Consider the following 16091-nt stretch of genomic DNA (forward strand, 5'->3'; position numbering starts at 1 on the left):
CTCCGGCGCCCACGGTGCCTAGACTGTCCCGTACCGACCGCGGGCGCACCGTGGTCGACCGTGCGCGCCGTCACGGCGGACGACGAAGGAGCTGGGGTGTCGACGAAGAGCAGGGAGCGCGAGCAGGCGCGCCGCCGCCAGGAGAAGTGGGAGCAGCGCCAGGCGCAGCTGCGTGCACGACGTCAGCGCCGGTGGTCGATCGTCGGCGTCGTCCTGGCCCTGCTCGTCATCGGTGTCGTCGTCTGGTGGGCGCTGTCCGCCGCGCAGAGCTCCGAGACGGACCCCGGCGGGGAGCCCGGGGCCGCCGCCACGCCGGGCAGCACCGGCGAGCACACCCTGCCGCCGGCGTCCGCCGCCGAGGGGCGGGCATGGACCTCGTCGCTCACGACGAGCGTCGGCGACATCACCCTCTCGCTCGACGGCGCCGCCGCGCCGCAGGCGGTGGCGAGCTTCGTCGCGCTCGCCGACTCCGGGTACTTCGACGACACGTCGTGCCACCGGCTGACCACCTCGGGGATCTACGTGCTGCAGTGCGGCGACCCGACGGGCACGGGGACCGGCGACCCGGGCTACAGCTTCGGCCCCATCGAGAACGCCCCCTCCGACGACGTGTACCCCGCTGGGACGGTCGCCATGGCCCGCCAGGGCGGGGACGGCGAGTCGATGGGCTCCCAGTTCTTCCTCGTCTACGAGGACTCGACCATCCCGGCCGACGCGGCGGGCGGTTACACAGTGTTCGGCACCATCACATCCGGTCTGGACGTCGTCCAGGCAGTCGCTGACGCGGGGACCGCGGACGGGGCCGGCGACGGCTCCCCCGCGACCCCGGTCACCATCGAAGGAGTTGAGACCCAGTGAGCGATCCCGCGAACAACGAGGCGAGCACGCCGGTGACGGAGCCCGCAGAGGCGGACGCGACCGGACGGGTCGAGGCGACCGAGACCGAGACCGAGACGACCGAGGCGAGCGAGACCGAGGCGAGCGAGACCGCCTCGTCCGCCGCTCCCGTGGACGCCCCGGCGTCCGCAGAGGCGCCCGAGGCCGCGGCGGACGAGCCCGCTGCAGCCGCGGACGAGCCCGCTGCGGTCGAGGACGAACCTGCTGCTGCAGCCGCGGACGAACCCGCTGCGGTGGTCGAGGACGAGCCCGCTTCAGCCGCAGCGCAGTCGGAGGCGGCGACGGAGCCCCAGGCCGACGTGGAGGAGCCCGCTCCGGCAGAGGGCGCCGGCACGGCCTCCGCGACGGAGGACACCTCCGAGCACGACGAAGCACCTGCGCCCACCGCCGACCAGGGCGAGTCCACCGAGAAGGCCACCCCGGCCCCCGCCGCGCCGAGCGTCGCCGGTCGTCCGACCCCCCGCCCGGCACCGCGGCCCAAGCCCTCCGCCGTCCCGCACCCCCCGCGCAAGCCCGCGCCGTCCGGCACTCCCACCGCCACGTCCTCGGCCCCCGCGGTCCCGGTCGTGCCGGCGGTGCCCGCCCTCGCCGACGACTCGCCCGCCGCCAAGGCGGCCGCGGCGTTCGGCCGGGTGGACGACGACGGCACCGTGCACGTGCGCGAGGCGGCGGGCGAGCGCGTCGTCGGCCAGTTCCCGGGCGTCGACACGGACGAGGCGCTCACGCTCTACGTGCGCCGCTACCTCGACCTCCAGGCGAAGGTCGCTCTCTTCGAGGCCCGCCTCACCAGCACGGACCTGTCCGTCAAGGAGATCGACCAGACGCTCGCGCGGCTCTCCGAGGAGACGGCCGAGCCGTCCGCCGTCGGGGACCTCGACGCGCTGCGTGCCCAGGTCGAGGGCCTGCGCACGGTCGCGAGCGAGCGTCGCCAGCAGCTCGAGGCCGAGCGTGCCGCCGCGAAGTCGGCCGCTCTCGCCGCCCGCACGGAGATCATCGAGGCGGCCGAGAAGATCGCGGCGACCGACCCGAGCCGCATGCAGTGGCGACCTGCGGGCGAGGAGCTCCGCGGCCTGCTCGAGCGCTGGAAGGAGGCGCAGCGCTCCGGTCCCCGCATCGACCGGGCGAGCGAGGAGGCCCTGTGGAAGCGGTTCAGCCACGCGCGCACCGCGTTCGACCGCGAGCGGCGCCACTACTTCGCCGAGCTCGAGCAGCGCAACACCTCCGCCAAGGCGGAGAAGGAGAAGCTCGTCGAGGAGGCCGAGGCCCTCGCGACGAGCACCGACTGGGGCCCGACGGCCGGGGCGTACCGCGACCTCATGGCTCGCTGGAAGGCGGCCGGGCGCGCCAGCCGTCGTGACGACGACGCGCTGTGGGCGCGGTTCCGCTCGGCGCAGGACGCGTTCTTCCAGGCGCGCGACGCGGCCAGCTCCGCCACCGACGCCGAGTACGCGGCGAACCTCGAGGTGAAGGAGGCCATCCTCACCGAGGCCGAGGCCCTCGTGCCCGTTCGGGACCTCGCCGCCGCGAAGACGGCCCTGCGGGACGTCCAGGAGCGGTGGGAGCAGGCCGGTCGGGTGCCGCGCGGCGACCTCCAGCGTGTCGAGGGACGCCTGCGCGCCGTCGAGAACGCCGTCCGCGACGCGGAGCAGGCGCAGTGGACACGCACGAACCCGGAGACGCGGGCCCGTGCCGAGGGTGCCGCGGCCCAGCTCGAGTCCGCGATCGAGGCCCTCGAGGCCGACCTCGCCGCGGCGCAGGAGCGCGGGGACAAGCGCGCCGTCGCCGACCTCGAGACCGCTCTCACGGCTCGTCGCGCCTGGCTCGAGCAGGTCGTCCGCGCGGCGGAGGACTCGCGCGGCTGAGTCGTCCCGAACCGACCAGGGGCCGGCACCCGTCCACAGGCGGGCGCCGGCCCTTTCGCGTCCGCTCGTCGTCGTGCACGGTGTGGGGATGAGCACCGGCACGCACCAGCGCCCCGCCTCAGGCCTCCGGGACGACGCGCCCACCGAGACCTACCCACCCCTCGCGCGCCTGCTCGCGCCGCGCGCCGTGGACGTCGAGCTGCTAGTGCGGCCGTCCGAGGTGGGCGGCCAGGTCGCGTACGGCGACCTCGTGCGACGCGGAGCGCTCGTCGAGGTCTGGGACGGCGTCGCCGCACCCGCGCGCGTCCCGCAGACCCCGACCCTGCGGGCCCTGGCCGTCCGTGACCTCGTGCCGGCGCGGACCGTGCTCGCGGGTGCCGGCGCCGCCTGGGTGCTGTGCGGCGGTCGACGCCCCGTCCGGCTCGACGTCCTCTACCCGCCGGGCACCCATCGACCGACGCCGCTGCCGGGCCGTGTCCCCCGGCAGTCCGCGGTGCTGCGCTCGGAGACGGAGGTCGTCGCCGGCGTCCTGGTGACCGACCCGCGACGCACCGCGCTCGACGTCGCGACCCGCTGCGACCGCGCCACCGCGCTCGAGATCCTGCGGCGCCTGCGGTCGGCGCGCGAGCTCGACGTGGCCGCCGCCGCGCGCTCCCTCGAGCTCCGGTTCCGCTGGCCCGGGCGCGAGAAGGCTCGCGAGGTCCTCGACGTCCTGCTCGCCGAGGCCACCCCGCCGGGCTAGGTTGGGCGCCATGGCCGCAGCGAAGACGCCACCGGTGGAGCTCGACGTCCGAGGACGCACGGTGCGCGTGACGAGCCCTGACCGGGTCGTGTTCCCCCGCCGGGACCTCACCAAGCTCGACGTCGTGGAGTACTTCCTCGCCGTCGGCGACGGCATCCTCGGGGCACTGCTCGACCGGCCGACGACGCTCGAGCGCTGGCCGAAGGGCGTGTTCGAGGGTGCTCGCATGAGCACCCGGACGGACAACAGCGGCGACGCCTTCTACCAGAAGCGCGTGCCCAAGGGCGCGCCCGACTACGTGCAGACGGCCCGCATCGCGTTCCCGAGCGGGCGCACGGCCGACGAGGTGTGCCCCACCGAGCTCGCCGTCGTGGCCTGGGCCGCGAACCTCGGCACGCTGACCTTCCACCCGTGGCCCGTGCGCGGCGAGGACGTCGAGGCGGTCGACCAGCTCCGGATCGACCTCGACCCGCAGCCGGGGACGGACTTCGACGACGCCGTCCGCGTCGCACCGCACCTGCGCGAGGTGCTCGACGAGCTCGGCCTGACGGGCTTCCCGAAGACGTCGGGCGGGCGCGGCATCCACGTGTTCGTGCCGGTCGCGCCCGAGTGGGACTTCGTCGCCGCGCGCCGCGCGACGATCGCGATCGGGCGCGAGCTCGAGCGACGCCTCCCCGACCAGGTCACGACGAAGTGGTGGAAGGAGGAGCGCGGCGCCAAGATCTTCGTCGACTACAACCAGATGGCCCGCGACCGCACCATCGCGTCGGCGTACTCGATCCGGTCGAACCACCGTGCGACCGTCTCCGCCCCGGTGACGTGGGACGAGCTCGCGGACGTCCACCCGGACGACTTCGACATCCGGACGATGCCCGCGCGGTTCGCAGAGGTCGGCGACCTGTTCGCACCGCTCCGGGCCGACCGCGACGACCCCGGTGCGTCGCTCGAGGCGACGCTCGAGCTCTCCCGGCGCGACGAGGCCGAGCACGGCCTGGGCGACCTCCCCTATCCCCCGGAGTACCCCAAGATGCCGGGCGAGCCGAAGCGGGTCCAGCCGAGCAAGGACCGCGACCGCCCGCAGGTGTGACGGTCCACCGACGACGGGCGAGCCGTCAGCCGACCCCCGGCGCCCCCGGGAGGATGCTCGTCAGGTCGTAGCGCACGGGCTCCTCGAGCTGGTCGTAGGTGCACGACGACGGCTCCCGGTCGTCTCGCCACCGCCGGAACTGCGCGGTGTGGCGGAACCGCGCGCCCTCCATGTGGTCGTAGGCGACCTCGAGCACCCGCTCGGGGCGCAGGGGCGTGAACGACAGGTCCTTGCCCGAGCTCCACCGCGACACCGCACCGGGCATGCGCTCCCCGGCCGGGTTCTCCCAGCCCGACCACGGGTGCGCGTCCGCCTCGGGTGTGCCCGGCTCCACCACGAGCGGCGCGAGCTCGGCCACGAGGGCCGCACGGCGCGCCGTCGGGAAGGACGCGGCGACGCCCACGAACTGCAGCTGCCCCGCGTCGTCGAACAGGCCGAGCAGGAGCGAGCCGAGCAGCGGCTCCGCGGGCGTCGAGGTCTTGTGGAGCCGGTAGCCGGCGAGCACGACGTCGGCCTCTCGACCGTGCTTGATCTTGAGCATCGCGCGCTTGTTCGGCTGGTACGTGCCGTCGAGCGGCTTCGCGACGACCCCGTCGAGCCCGGCGCCCTCGAAGGTGTCGAACCACTCGCGCGCGACGGCGACGTCCCGTGTGCGCGGGGTGGCGTGCACCTGCGGCCCGTCGAGCGCGAGCTTGTCGAGGGCCTCCTGGCGACGCGCGAGCGGTGCGCCGGTCAGGTCGTCGTCGCCCAGGGCGAGGACGTCGAACACGACGAGGCTCGCGGGCGTCTGCTCGGCGAGGAGGCGCACGCGTGAGGCCGCGGGGTGGATGCGCTGCTGGAGCACCTCGAACTCGAGCCGACCGTCCTGCACCAGGACGATCTCGCCGTCGACGACGCACCGCTCCGGCAGCGCGGCCCGCACCGCGTCCACGACCTCCGGGAAGTACCGTTCCATCGGGCGGGCGTTGCGGCTGTCGAGCCGCACCTCGTCCCCGTCGCGGTAGACGATCGCGCGGAAGCCGTCCCACTTCGGCTCGTAGACGTAGCCGCCGGGCGTGGCGTCCGGCTCGGGCACGCCGGGGACCGACTTCGCGAGCATGGGCAGGACGGGCGGCATCACGGGCAGGTCCATGCGCCCGATGCTGCCACCGGCCCGCAGGCGACGCCCGGCGGGCGCGCCGTGCTGCACCCACGCGGACCGCGACGCCCCGCGAGATCGCGACACGCCCGGCGGGCGGTCCGACGTCAGGCGGGCAGCGGCGGCGCCGGCTCGGCGCGCGATCCCGTCATGCGGTAGACGTCGAACACGCCGTCGACCTTGCGCACTGCGCTGAGCACCTGGGCGAGGTGCGCCGGCTCGGCCATCTCGAAGACGAAGCGCGACATCGCGACGCGGTCGTTCGACGTCGAGACGGTCGCCGAGAGGATGTTCACGTGGTGGTCCGACAGGACGCGGGTCACGTCCGAGAGGAGCCGCGCGCGGTCGAGCGCCTCGACCTGGATCTGGACGAGGAACATCGCGTTGCTGCCGGTCGTCCACGTGACGTCGACGATGCGCTCGGGCTGGTTCCGCAGCCCGACGACGTTCGCGCAGTCCGCGCGGTGGACGCTCACGCCCTGCCCGCGGGTGATGAACCCGATGATCTCGTCACCTGGCACGGGCGTGCAGCACTTGGCGAGCTTGACCCAGATGTCGTCAACGCCCTTGACCATCACGCCGGGGTCGCCGGTGCGGACGCGCCGCGCCGTCTGGCCGGGGCGAGCCGTCTCGGCGACGTCCTCGACCGTGCCCTCGTCCCCGCCCATCGACTGCACGAGCTTCGACACGACGTTGGCCGCCGAGACCTGGGCCTCGCCGATCGCGGCGTACAGCGCCGTGACGTCGGCGAACCGCATCTCGTTCGCGAGCGCGACGAGCGTCTCGTGGGACAGCAGGCGCTGGATCGGGAGGTTCTGCTTGCGCATCGCCTTGGCGAGCGCGTCCTTGCCGTGCTCGACGGCCTCCTCGCGACGCTCCTTCGAGAACCACTGGCGGATCTTGTTGCGTGCGCGAGGGCTCTTGACGAAGGCGAGCCAGTCACGGCTCGGGCCGGCGTTCTCCGACTTGGACGTCAGGACGTCGACGGCGTCACCGTTCTCCAGCGTCGAGTCGAGCGGGACGAGCCGTCCGTTGACGCGGGCGCCCATCGTGCGGTGCCCGACCTCGGTGTGGACCGCGTACGCGAAGTCGACCGGGGTCGATCCCGCGGGCAGCGCGAGGACGTCGCCCTTCGGCGTGAAGACGTAGACCTCCGCGCCGCCGATCTCGAACCGCAACGAGTCGAGGAACTCCGCAGGGTCCGCGGTCTCGCGCTGCCAGTCCACGAGCTGGCGCAGCCAGCGCATGTCGTTGGCGGCGGGGTCGCCCTTCTCGGTCCGCCCCGCCGTCTTCGCGGTCTCCTTGTACTTCCAGTGCGCGGCGACGCCGTACTCGGCGCGCCGGTGCATCTCGTGCGTGCGGATCTGGATCTCGACGGGCTTGCCACCCGGGCCGATGACCGTCGTGTGGAGCGACTGGTACATGTTGAACTTCGGCATCGCGATGTAGTCCTTGAACCGCCCCGGCACCGGGTTCCACCGGGCGTGCAGCGCGCCGAGCGCCGCGTAGCAGTCCCGGACGCTGTCCACGAGGACGCGCGCACCGACGAGGTCGTAGATCTCCGCGAAGTCGTGCCCGCGCACGATCATCTTCTGGTAGATCGAGTAGTAGTGCTTCGGCCGGCCCGTGACGGTCGCGCGGATCTTGGCGCTGCGCAGGTCGGCCGTGACCTGCTCACGCACGACCGCGAGGTACTCCTCGCGCGCCGGTGCGCGCTCGGCGACCAGGTGGACGATCTCGTCGTACACCTTGGGGTACAGGGCCTGGAACGACAGGTCCTCGAGCTCCCACTTGATGGTGTTCATGCCGAGCCGGTGCGCGAGCGGCGCGTAGATCTCGAGCGTCTCGCGCGCCTTGCGCTCGGCGGACGACGACGAGACGTACTTCCACGTGCGCGCGTTGTGCAGCCGGTCCGCGAGCTTGATGACGAGCACGCGGATGTCGCGCGCCATGGCGACGACCATCTTGCGCACGGTCTCCGCCTGCGCGGCGTCCCCGTAGGTCACCTTGTCGAGCTTCGTCACGCCGTCGACGAGCATCGCGATCTCGTCGCCGTATTCGTCACGGAGCTGGTCGAGGGAGTACTCGGTGTCCTCGACGGTGTCGTGCAGGAGCGCCGCGGCGAGCGTCGAGCCGTCGAACCCGAGGTCCGCGAGGATCGTCGCGACGGCGACAGGGTGCGTGATGTACGGGTCGCCGCTCTTGCGCAGCTGGCCGCGGTGCGCCCGTTCGGCGGTCCCGTAGGCCCGCTCGATGACGGAGAGGTCGGACTTGGGATGGTTCGTGCGCACCGCCTGCAGCAGCGGCTCGAGCGCCGGGCTTCCCCCGCCGGTCCGCGTCCCGAACCGCACGAGGCGCGACCGCACGCCACGGCCTCCGGTCCCGCCGCCCCCCGGGGTCACGGGAGCCTGGCCGGCAGGCGCGGACGACGTCCGGGTGTCCTCGCTCATGTGCGCCTCCCTCCGTGTGCGGCCGACGTGCGCCGACGTTCGTGCGACGACCTGCCGCACCGACCGGAGTGGCAATCCTACGACCCCACGTGCAGGAGCGTGGTCACCCCGCGTCCCGCGAGGCGGTCGCGACCGCCCAGACCGTCGAGCTCCATGAGGAACGCCAGCCCGACGACGACGCCTCCGGCCCGCTCGACCAGCTCCGCTCCCGCGGCGGCAGTACCGCCCGTCGCGAGCACGTCGTCCACCACCAGAACGCGTGCGCCGGGTCGCAGTGTTCCCGCGCGCAGCTCGATCGTGGCGGTGCCGTACTCGAGGTCGTAGGTCACGGCGTCCGTCGGCGGCGGGAGCTTGCCCGCCTTGCGCAGCGGGACGAAGCCGACCCCGAGGTGCGTCGCGAGCGGCGCGCCGAGCAGGAAGCCACGGGCCTCCAGCCCGGCGACGAGGTCGATGCCCCCGTCGACGGCGTCGACCACGTGACCCAGCGCCTCGATCACGTGCCGGAACGCGTCACCGTCGGCGAGGAGGCCGGTGATGTCGCGGAACGTGATCCCCGGTTCCGGGTAGTCGGGCACCGACCGCACCAGCTCGAGCACCCGCGCCGACCGGTCGGGTCCGAGGCCGCCGAGACCGACGGCCCGCAGGCCGTCGGTCCCGGCGGCCGGGACGTGCTCGGCCGTCATCGGGCGGTGCGCCGCTTCCGCGGCTGCGCCCTGTTCCCCTGGTGCGCACCCGGCTGGAGCTGGCGGCTGCCGTCGACACCCGCCGCGGCGAGGACCGCGTCCTCGGCTCCCTCGTCGCCGAGCTCCGCCGCGCGGTCCGCGCGCAGGTCGAGGACCTTGCGCGTGTGCTCGGAGATCGCCGTCTCGCGCTCGCGGAACGCCACCTCGAGGGGGGTCGCGAGGAAGATCGACGAGTACGCACCGACCGCCATGCCGACGAACAGCGCGAGCGCGATGTCGCGCAACGTGCCGGCCCCGAGGAGGAACGCCCCGATGAAGAGGATCGCGGCGACCGGGAGGAGCGCGACGACGGACGTGTTGATCGACCGGACCATCGTCTGGTTGATCGCGAGGTTCGCGCGCTCGGCGTACGTGCTCCGGGTCTGGTTGAGGATGCCGGTCGTGTTCTCGCGCACCTTGTCGAAGACCACGACGGTGTCGTAGATCGAGTACGCGAGGATCGTCAGCAGACCGATGACCGTCGCCGGGGTGATCTCCCAGCCGATGAGCGCGTAGATGCCGACCGTGACGATCAGGTCGTGGAACAGCGCGACGACGGCCGCGAGGGCCATGCGCCAGTTCCGGAAGTAGACCGTCATGACGAGGCTCACGAGCAGGAGGAAGACGACGAGACCGACGATCGCCTTCTGCGAGACGTCCTGGCCCCAGGTCGGGCCGATGAACGCGCTCGTGACGTCCCCGACCTCGACCTCGTAGGCGTCGGCGAGCGCTGCCCGGACGTCCTCGACCTCCTCGTTGCTCAGCTGTGCCGTCTGGACGCGGACGCTGTTCGCGCCGACCGTCGAGATCCGCGGCACCTCCTCGGGCGCGACGGACTGCACGGCCTCGATCGCCGGCTGCTGCGACGTGTCCGCGGCCTGCGAGACGGTGAACTCGGAGCCACCGCGGAACTCGATGCCGAGGTTGAGGCCGCCTCCGGCCATCCGGACGCCGATGATCGCCAGCGAGAGCACGACCGCGACGATCGCCGCGACGAAGTACCGCCTGCGCCGCGCGACGATGGCGTAGGACCGGCGACCGGTGTAGAGGTCGTTGCCCCACTGGGCGAATCCGCTGGCCATCAGTGCTTCTCCTCGTTCTCGCCCGCGGACGACGGCGCGTCGGAAGGCTGGTCCTCGACGGTTCCCTCGACGGCGGCCCGCCGCTGCGCAGCCCGCCGCTCGGCGATCGTCATGCGTGGCCCGTCACCGCCTCCGACGCCGGCCGCGACGGTCTCGCGAGCGGGCGTCTCGGCGCGGGTGCGTGCCGGGGCGGCGTCCGGCTCCGGGGACGAGGGCGCGTCCTCGACGGCGCTGCTCGACCCGGGCGTGGTGACGACCCGGCCACGGCCCGCGTACCGGATGCTGCGCGCCCCGAGGCGACGCGGGTCCAGGCCCGACCACGGGTGGCCGGTCGCGAAGAACTTCGTCCGCGCCAGGAGCTGCATCAGCGGGTGCGTGAAGAGGAAGACCACGACGATGTCGATGAGCGTCGTCAGCCCGAGGGTGAAGGCGAAGCCGCGCACGCCACCGACCGCGAGGAAGTACAGCACGATCGCCGCGACGAAGTTCACCGCGTCGGAGGCGAGGATCGTGCGGCGTGCGCGCTCCCAGCCCTTCTCGACCGCGGAGTTCAGCGTGCGACCGTCGCGCAGCTCGTCGCGGATGCGCTCGAAGTACACGATGAACGAGTCGGCGGTGATACCGATCGCGACGATGAGGCCCGCGACGCCCGCGAGGGAGAGGCGATAGCCGATCGTCCACGACAGGAGCGTGATGATCCCGTACGCGAAGAGGCCTGCGACGGTGAGCGACGCCACCGTGACCAGCCCGAGGACCCGGTACTGGAAGAGCGAGTAGATCACCACGAGCAGCATGCCGATCGCGCCCGCGAGCAGGCCCTTCTGGAGCTGCTCGGAGCCGAGGGTCGCAGAGATCTGCTGCTGGCTCTGCACCTCGAAGGTCAGGGGCAGCGAGCCGAAGTTCAGCTGGTTCGCGAGGGTCGCGGCGCTGTCCCGCGTGAAGCTCCCGGAGATCTCGGCCTTGCCGTCCGGGATGGCGACCTGCGAGACGGGCGCCGAGATCACGAGGCCGTCGAGGACCATCGCGAACTGGTTCTGCGGGGACGGCAGGGTCGTGAGGCGCGTCGTCACCTCGCGGAACTGGGTGGTGCCCTCGCCGTCGAACTCGAGGTTGACGACCCACTCGTTGGTCACGGCGCCGGTCTGGCCGACGCGGAGCCCGGAGCTGGCGTTCGCGATGTCGGTGCCCTCGACCTCGACCGGGCCGAGCACGTACTTGGCCAGGCCGTCCGCGGAGCACGCGACGAACGCGCTGTCCGTCGGGCCGCTGTCGCCGCCCACGAGGTTCTCGGGGACCGTGCAGTCGAGCGCGTCGAACTGCTCCTGGACCTCGGGGGTGATCTGGGCGAGGTCGCTCGGGTTCTCCGGGCGGACGGTCTCGCCGTCCTCCGTGCCCGACGTCGCACCGTCGGTCGGTTCCTCGGTCGCACCGTCGGTCGCCGCGTCGGCGGGGGCGTCGGCAGACTCCGTCGCGTCAGGCGCAGCGTCGTCGGCGGCCGCGTCGTCCGCGGCCCCGTCCTCGGCGGCCGCGTCCTCGGCGGGGACGGCCGTCGGGGCGCCGACCGCGAGCACGGGCCGGAAGCGCATCTGGGCCGACTGGCTGACGAGGTCGATCGTCTCCTGGCTCGGCTCACCGGGGATGCCGACGACGATGTTGCCCGATCCCTGCCGGGTGATCTCCGACTCCGACACTCCCTGCGCGTCGATGCGCTGGCGGATGACGTTGATCGCCTCGTTGATCGCCTCGGGCGTCACCTCGGAACCGTCGGTCGTGACGGGCTCGAGGATGATCTGCGTGCCGCCCTCGAGGTCCAGCGCGAGACCCGGGGTCAGGCTCGCGCCGCCCGGGTCGTCGGCGGTCTGCGGGTCGAGCTTCGTCCCCGCGAAGAGGCTCCCGAAGAGGGCGACCACGAGGACGCCCAGGAAGACGAGGGTCCGTACAGGCCTCGCTCGTGTGCTGCTGGTGGCCAACTGTCCGTCTCTTCTCGTGCGAGTGCGATGGGCCCGGGGGCCCATCGCGTCAGTCCGGCCGCGCGTGCGGCCGGCGGGTGGTCACTTGCTGTCCGTGCCCTCGTCGCGACGGTCGCGGTCCTTGTCCGCCTTCTCGTCGGTGAGGCCGGACAGGTCGTCGGGGACGACGAGGTCGTCGGCGTCGTCCTTCGACGAGCCGGAGGAGATGGTAGCCGCACTGCCGTAGGCGGCGGCCGGAGCAGCCGGCTCCTCGCCCTCGACGAGCTCCTCGGTCTCTTCCTCCACCGGCACGTCGACGCGCTTGGCGATCGCCGCACGCAGCCAGCGCGTCTGCGCGCCGGGGGTGGACTCGATGGTGATGATGTCCGCCTCGTCGTCGACGTCGACGATCGTGCCGAACATCCCCGAACCCGTCATGACCTCCTGGCCCGGAGCGAGCTCGGACCGGAAGTTCTGGGCCTCGCGCTGCTGCTTGCGGGTGCGGCTGGTCATGAGGAACATCGCACCGGCTGCGAGGGCGAGGATGAGGATGAAGCTGATATCCATGACGGGGTCTCACGTGTCCTGTTCGTCGGCGGGGTTCTGCGCGGCAGTCTAGGCGCGCGCGCACGGTTCACCAACGAGCCGTTCGGTCGTGGAGTTCCCCGCAGGTCCGTCCAGTCTAGGCCCTCCGCGGCACGCCCTGTGACGGCCGTCACGGCGCCCCGGGTGGTTCGGGCCGCTGGTGCGTCGCACCGTCAGGCGTCGAAGAGCGTGCCGCCGTCGCGCGGTGGGGTCAGCCCGAGGTGCGCCCACGCGGCGGGCGTCGCGACGCGACCCCGTGGCGTCCGTCCGATCAGCCCTTCCCGCACGAGGTACGGCTCGGCGACGGTCTCGACCGTCTCGGCCTCCTCACCGACCGTGACGGCGAGCGTCGTCAGGCCGACCGGGCCCCCGTTGAAACGGGTGCACAGCGCCGTGAGCACCGCGCGGTCGAGCCGGTCGAGCCCGATCGGGTCCACCTCGTACACCTCGAGCGCGGCGCGCGCGGCGCGCAGGTCGAGGCTGCCGTCGCCGCGGACCTGCGCCCAGTCGCGCACGCGCCGCAGCAGGCGGTTCGCGATGCGCGGCGTCCCGCGCGAGCGACCCGCGATCTCGTGCGCGGCGTCGGGGTGGAGCGCGACGCCGAGCAGGCCCGCGGAGCGGGTCAGGACGCGCTCGAGCTCCTCGCCCGAGTAGAAGTCGAGGTGACCCGTGAACCCGAACCGGTCGCGCAGCGGCGCGGGCAGCAGGCCGGCGCGCGTCGTCGCGCCGACCGCCGTGAACGGCGGCAGGCTCAACGGGATCGCGCTCGCGCCCGCACCCTTGCCGACCACCACGTCGACGCGGAAGTCCTCCATCGCCATGTAGAGCAGCTCCTCGGCGGGCCGCGCGAGGCGGTGGATCTCGTCGATGAACAGCACCTCGCCCTCCTCGAGCGAGGACAGCACCGCGGCGAGGTCGCCCGCGTGCTGGATCGCCGGCCCCGAGGTCACGCGCAGGGACGCGCCGAGCTCGGCGGCGATGATCATCGCCAGGGTCGTCTTGCCGAGACCCGGCGGCCCGGAGAGCAGCACGTGGTCGGGCGCGCTCCCCCGCGCGAGCGCGGCCTGCAGCACGAGCGAGAGCTGGTCGCGCACGACCCGCTGCCCGACGAACTCCTCGAGCCGCCGTGGGCGCAGCGCCGCCTCGGCCGCGCGCTCGAGGTCGTCGGCGCCCGCGGCGACGATGCGCTCGGACGTGAAGCCGTCCTCGGGGAAGCCGCCCGCCCCGACCCGGTCGAAGTCCGCCATCGTCAGCCCCTCTGCCCGCCGAGCACGCGCAGCGCGGCGCGCAGTGCGCCTGCCACGTCGGCGGCCTCGACGACGTCGACCCCCGCCTGGGCGAGGACCGTCGAGACCGCGTCGTCCGCGGCCTTGACGTTCCACCCGAGCCCGACGAGCGCCTCGACGACCTGGTCCCGACGGTCCTCGACGGCGGCCGGCGTGCCGGCTCCCGACCCGGCGACGGGCGCGTCGGCCCCGGTCGGCGCGCCGAGCTTGTCCCCGAGCTCGAGCGCGATCCGCTGGGCGCCCTTGTTCCCGATGCCGGGGACGCGCACGAGAGCCGCGATGTCCGCACCCGCGACGGCCCGCCGCAGCGCGTCGGGCGTGTGCACGGCGAGCATCGCGAGCGCGAGGCGCGGGCCGACACCGCTGACGGTCTGCACGGTCTCGAAGACGGAGCGCTCGTCGTCGTCGGCGAAGCCGAAGAGCGTGAACGAGTCCTCTCGCACGACGAGGCTGGTGGCGAGGCGCGCGGTCTCGCCCACGCGGAGCCCGGCGAGCGTCGCGGGTGCGGCGTGCACGAGGTAGCCCACACCCCCGACGTCGAGCACCGCCCGGTCGAGCTGCACGCTCGCCACCGTCCCGCTCAGCGACGCGATCACGCGGTGTCCTCCGATCGACGGGCGCCGGGCCCGTGGGGCGCGGCGCAGGGGCGCGCACGTGCGGGACGAGTCACGGCACGAGCGGTGCGAACAGGTGTACGACGGGTCACTCTAGCCCGGGGCTCCGACGCGGCCTACGCACGCCCGCGGCGTGCCGTGCGCTCGGCGGCCGCCCAGGCGCGCTGGGCCGGGGTGAGCTCGTGCCGCTCGCCGCCCTGCAGCGCTCCGGCGGGCCGCCACAGGTGGCAGATCGCCAGCGCGAGCGCGTCGGCGGCGTCGGCGGGCTTCGGCAGCTCGGCCAGCCCGAGGATGCTCGCGACCATGCGCTGCACCTGCTCCTTGCCCGCCCGCCCGCTCCCCGTCACGGCGGCCTTGACCTCCGACGGCGTGTGCAGCGCGACCGGGACCTGGCGGCGCGCCGCCGCGACCATCGCGAGCCCGGCGACCTGCGCCGTGCCCATCACGGTGCCGACGTTGTTCTGCGCGAACACCCGCTCGACCGCGACGACGTCGGGCACGTGCTCGTCGAGCCACGCGTCCAGTCGTTCCGAGATGCGCAGCAGCCGCAGGTCCACGCTGAGCTCGGGGTCGGATCGCAGCACCCCGACGGCCACCATCTCGGCCTTGCGCCCGGGCAACGAGTCCACGACCCCCACGCCGCACCGGGTCAGTCCAGGGTCCACTCCGAGCACGCGCACCCCGTCACCCTTTCACGACCTGCTGCCTCATCCGCCGAGGCGCGCAGCGGGACCGTCGAGCCGACGACGCCGCATCACGCGGACCGCCGGCCGGAAGCAGGACGGGCGGGCGGGGTGCGCGCGGTCGTGGCGGGCCTGGCGGGAGCGCCCGAGGGACGAGGGCGCGGATGGTAGACCGCGCGCACCCCGCCCGCCCGGCCTCCCCGACCACGACCGCCGTCGGTCGAGCGAGGGGTCAGTCGTCGTTCTCGAGCTCCGCCATGACGTCGTCCGACGCGTCGAAGTTCGCGTAGACGTTCTGCACGTCGTCGCTGTCCTCGAGCGCGTCGATGAGGCGCAGGATCTTGCGCGCGCCGTCGGCGTCGACCTCGACCTCCATGGACGGGTGCCACACGGAGTCGGCGGAGTCGTACTCGATCCCGGCGTCCTGGATGGCGGTGCGGACGGCGACGAGGTCGCTCGCCTCGCACAGCACCTCGATGACGTCGCCGGAGTCCGTGACGTCCTCGGCCCCGGCGTCGAGCGCGGCGAGCATCACGTCGTCCTCGGTGACGCCGTCGGCCTTGGGCACGACGACGAGGCCCTTGCGCGAGAAGAGGTACGAGACCGAGCCCGGGTCGGCGAGACTGCCGCCGTTGCGGGAGAACGCGGTGCGCACCTCGGCGGCGGCGCGGTTCTTGTTGTCGGTGAGGCACTCGACGAGCACGGCGATCCCGTTGGTGCCGTAGCCCTCGTACATGATCGTCTGGTAGTCGACGGCGTCGGCACCTTCGCCGCTGCCGCGCTTGACCGCACGCTCGATGTTGTCGTTCGGCACGGACGACTTCTTGGCCTTCTGGACGGCGTCGAAGAGCGTCGGGTTGCCGGCCAGGTCACCGCCGCCGGTGCGCGCCGCCACCTCGATGTTCTTGATGAGCTTCGCGAAGAGCTTGCCGCGCTTGGCGTCGATGGCCGCCTTCTTGTGCTTGGTCGTGGCCCACTTGGAGTGCCCTGACAT

At 73.3% G+C, this 16091-nt stretch carries 14 protein-coding genes; 4 read left to right on the forward strand and 10 right to left on the reverse strand.

All coding sequences use genetic code 11. From position 1 onward, the window contains the following. The first annotated feature begins 96 nt into the window (after positions 1–96). The 4 genes from ACZCLJ_RS03870 (at position 97) to ligD (ending at position 4588) form a co-directional block, all read left to right on the forward strand. On the forward strand, positions 97–858 hold the full coding sequence (locus ACZCLJ_RS03870; protein WP_251150902.1) for a peptidylprolyl isomerase: 762 nt from the start codon (positions 97–99) through the stop codon (positions 856–858). Beyond that, positions 855–2759, forward strand: coding sequence for a DUF349 domain-containing protein (locus ACZCLJ_RS03875; RefSeq protein WP_463105536.1), 1905 nt, complete (start codon positions 855–857; stop codon positions 2757–2759). The genes ACZCLJ_RS03870 and ACZCLJ_RS03875 overlap by 4 nt, the downstream gene beginning before the upstream one ends. A gap of 88 nt (positions 2760–2847) precedes the next feature. After that, positions 2848–3501, forward strand: a complete 654-nt coding sequence (locus ACZCLJ_RS03880; RefSeq protein WP_463105537.1) for a hypothetical protein — start codon at positions 2848–2850, stop codon at positions 3499–3501. 10 nt (positions 3502–3511) lie between these two features. After that, positions 3512–4588: a non-homologous end-joining DNA ligase gene (gene ligD / locus ACZCLJ_RS03885; protein ID WP_463105538.1), complete on the forward strand. Its 1077-nt coding sequence runs from the start codon at positions 3512–3514 to the stop codon at positions 4586–4588. A gap of 25 nt (positions 4589–4613) precedes the next feature. Here ligD and ACZCLJ_RS03890 read toward each other — a convergent pair whose 3' ends face one another. From ACZCLJ_RS03890 to ACZCLJ_RS03935, 10 genes are all read right to left on the reverse strand, one after another. Then, positions 4614–5720 carry an ATP-dependent DNA ligase gene (locus ACZCLJ_RS03890; RefSeq protein ID WP_463105539.1) on the reverse strand — a complete coding sequence of 369 codons (1107 nt, stop codon included), beginning with the start codon at positions 5718–5720 and terminating at the stop codon, positions 4614–4616. A 113-nt stretch (positions 5721–5833) separates the two neighbouring features. Then, the gene (locus ACZCLJ_RS03895; RefSeq protein WP_463105540.1) at positions 5834–8176 is read right to left on the reverse strand and encodes a RelA/SpoT family protein; all 2343 of its coding nucleotides are present in this window, start codon (positions 8174–8176) and stop codon (positions 5834–5836) included. Positions 8177–8253: 77 nt separating this feature from the next. Then, complete coding sequence (locus ACZCLJ_RS03900; RefSeq protein WP_463105541.1) at positions 8254–8859, reverse strand: adenine phosphoribosyltransferase; 606 nt, start codon at positions 8857–8859, stop codon at positions 8254–8256. Then, entirely contained in the window at positions 8856–9980 is a 1125-nt protein-coding gene (secF, locus tag ACZCLJ_RS03905) for a protein translocase subunit SecF (protein ID WP_251150895.1), read from the reverse strand. Before secF ends, ACZCLJ_RS03900 begins: the two co-directional genes overlap by 4 nt. Then, positions 9980–11950, reverse strand: a complete 1971-nt coding sequence (gene secD / locus ACZCLJ_RS03910; RefSeq protein ID WP_463105542.1) for a protein translocase subunit SecD — start codon at positions 11948–11950, stop codon at positions 9980–9982. Before secD ends, secF begins: the two co-directional genes overlap by 1 nt. Before the next feature lie 81 nt (positions 11951–12031). Continuing rightward, the gene (gene yajC, locus ACZCLJ_RS03915; protein WP_251150893.1) at positions 12032–12496 is read right to left on the reverse strand and encodes a preprotein translocase subunit YajC; all 465 of its coding nucleotides are present in this window, start codon (positions 12494–12496) and stop codon (positions 12032–12034) included. Between the two features lie 191 nt (positions 12497–12687). Next, positions 12688–13761, reverse strand: coding sequence for a Holliday junction branch migration DNA helicase RuvB (ruvB, locus tag ACZCLJ_RS03920; protein ID WP_463105543.1), 1074 nt, complete (start codon positions 13759–13761; stop codon positions 12688–12690). 2 nt (positions 13762–13763) lie between these two features. Further along, complete coding sequence (gene ruvA, locus ACZCLJ_RS03925; protein ID WP_251150891.1) at positions 13764–14396, reverse strand: Holliday junction branch migration protein RuvA; 633 nt, start codon at positions 14394–14396, stop codon at positions 13764–13766. 134 nt (positions 14397–14530) lie between these two features. Then, complete coding sequence (gene ruvC, locus ACZCLJ_RS03930) at positions 14531–15094, reverse strand: crossover junction endodeoxyribonuclease RuvC (RefSeq protein ID WP_251150890.1); 564 nt, start codon at positions 15092–15094, stop codon at positions 14531–14533. Between the two features lie 235 nt (positions 15095–15329). Further along, entirely contained in the window at positions 15330–16091 is a 762-nt protein-coding gene (locus tag ACZCLJ_RS03935; protein WP_251150889.1) for a YebC/PmpR family DNA-binding transcriptional regulator, read from the reverse strand.

The sequence above is a fragment of the Cellulosimicrobium sp. So1_17 genome (assembly GCF_055181235.1).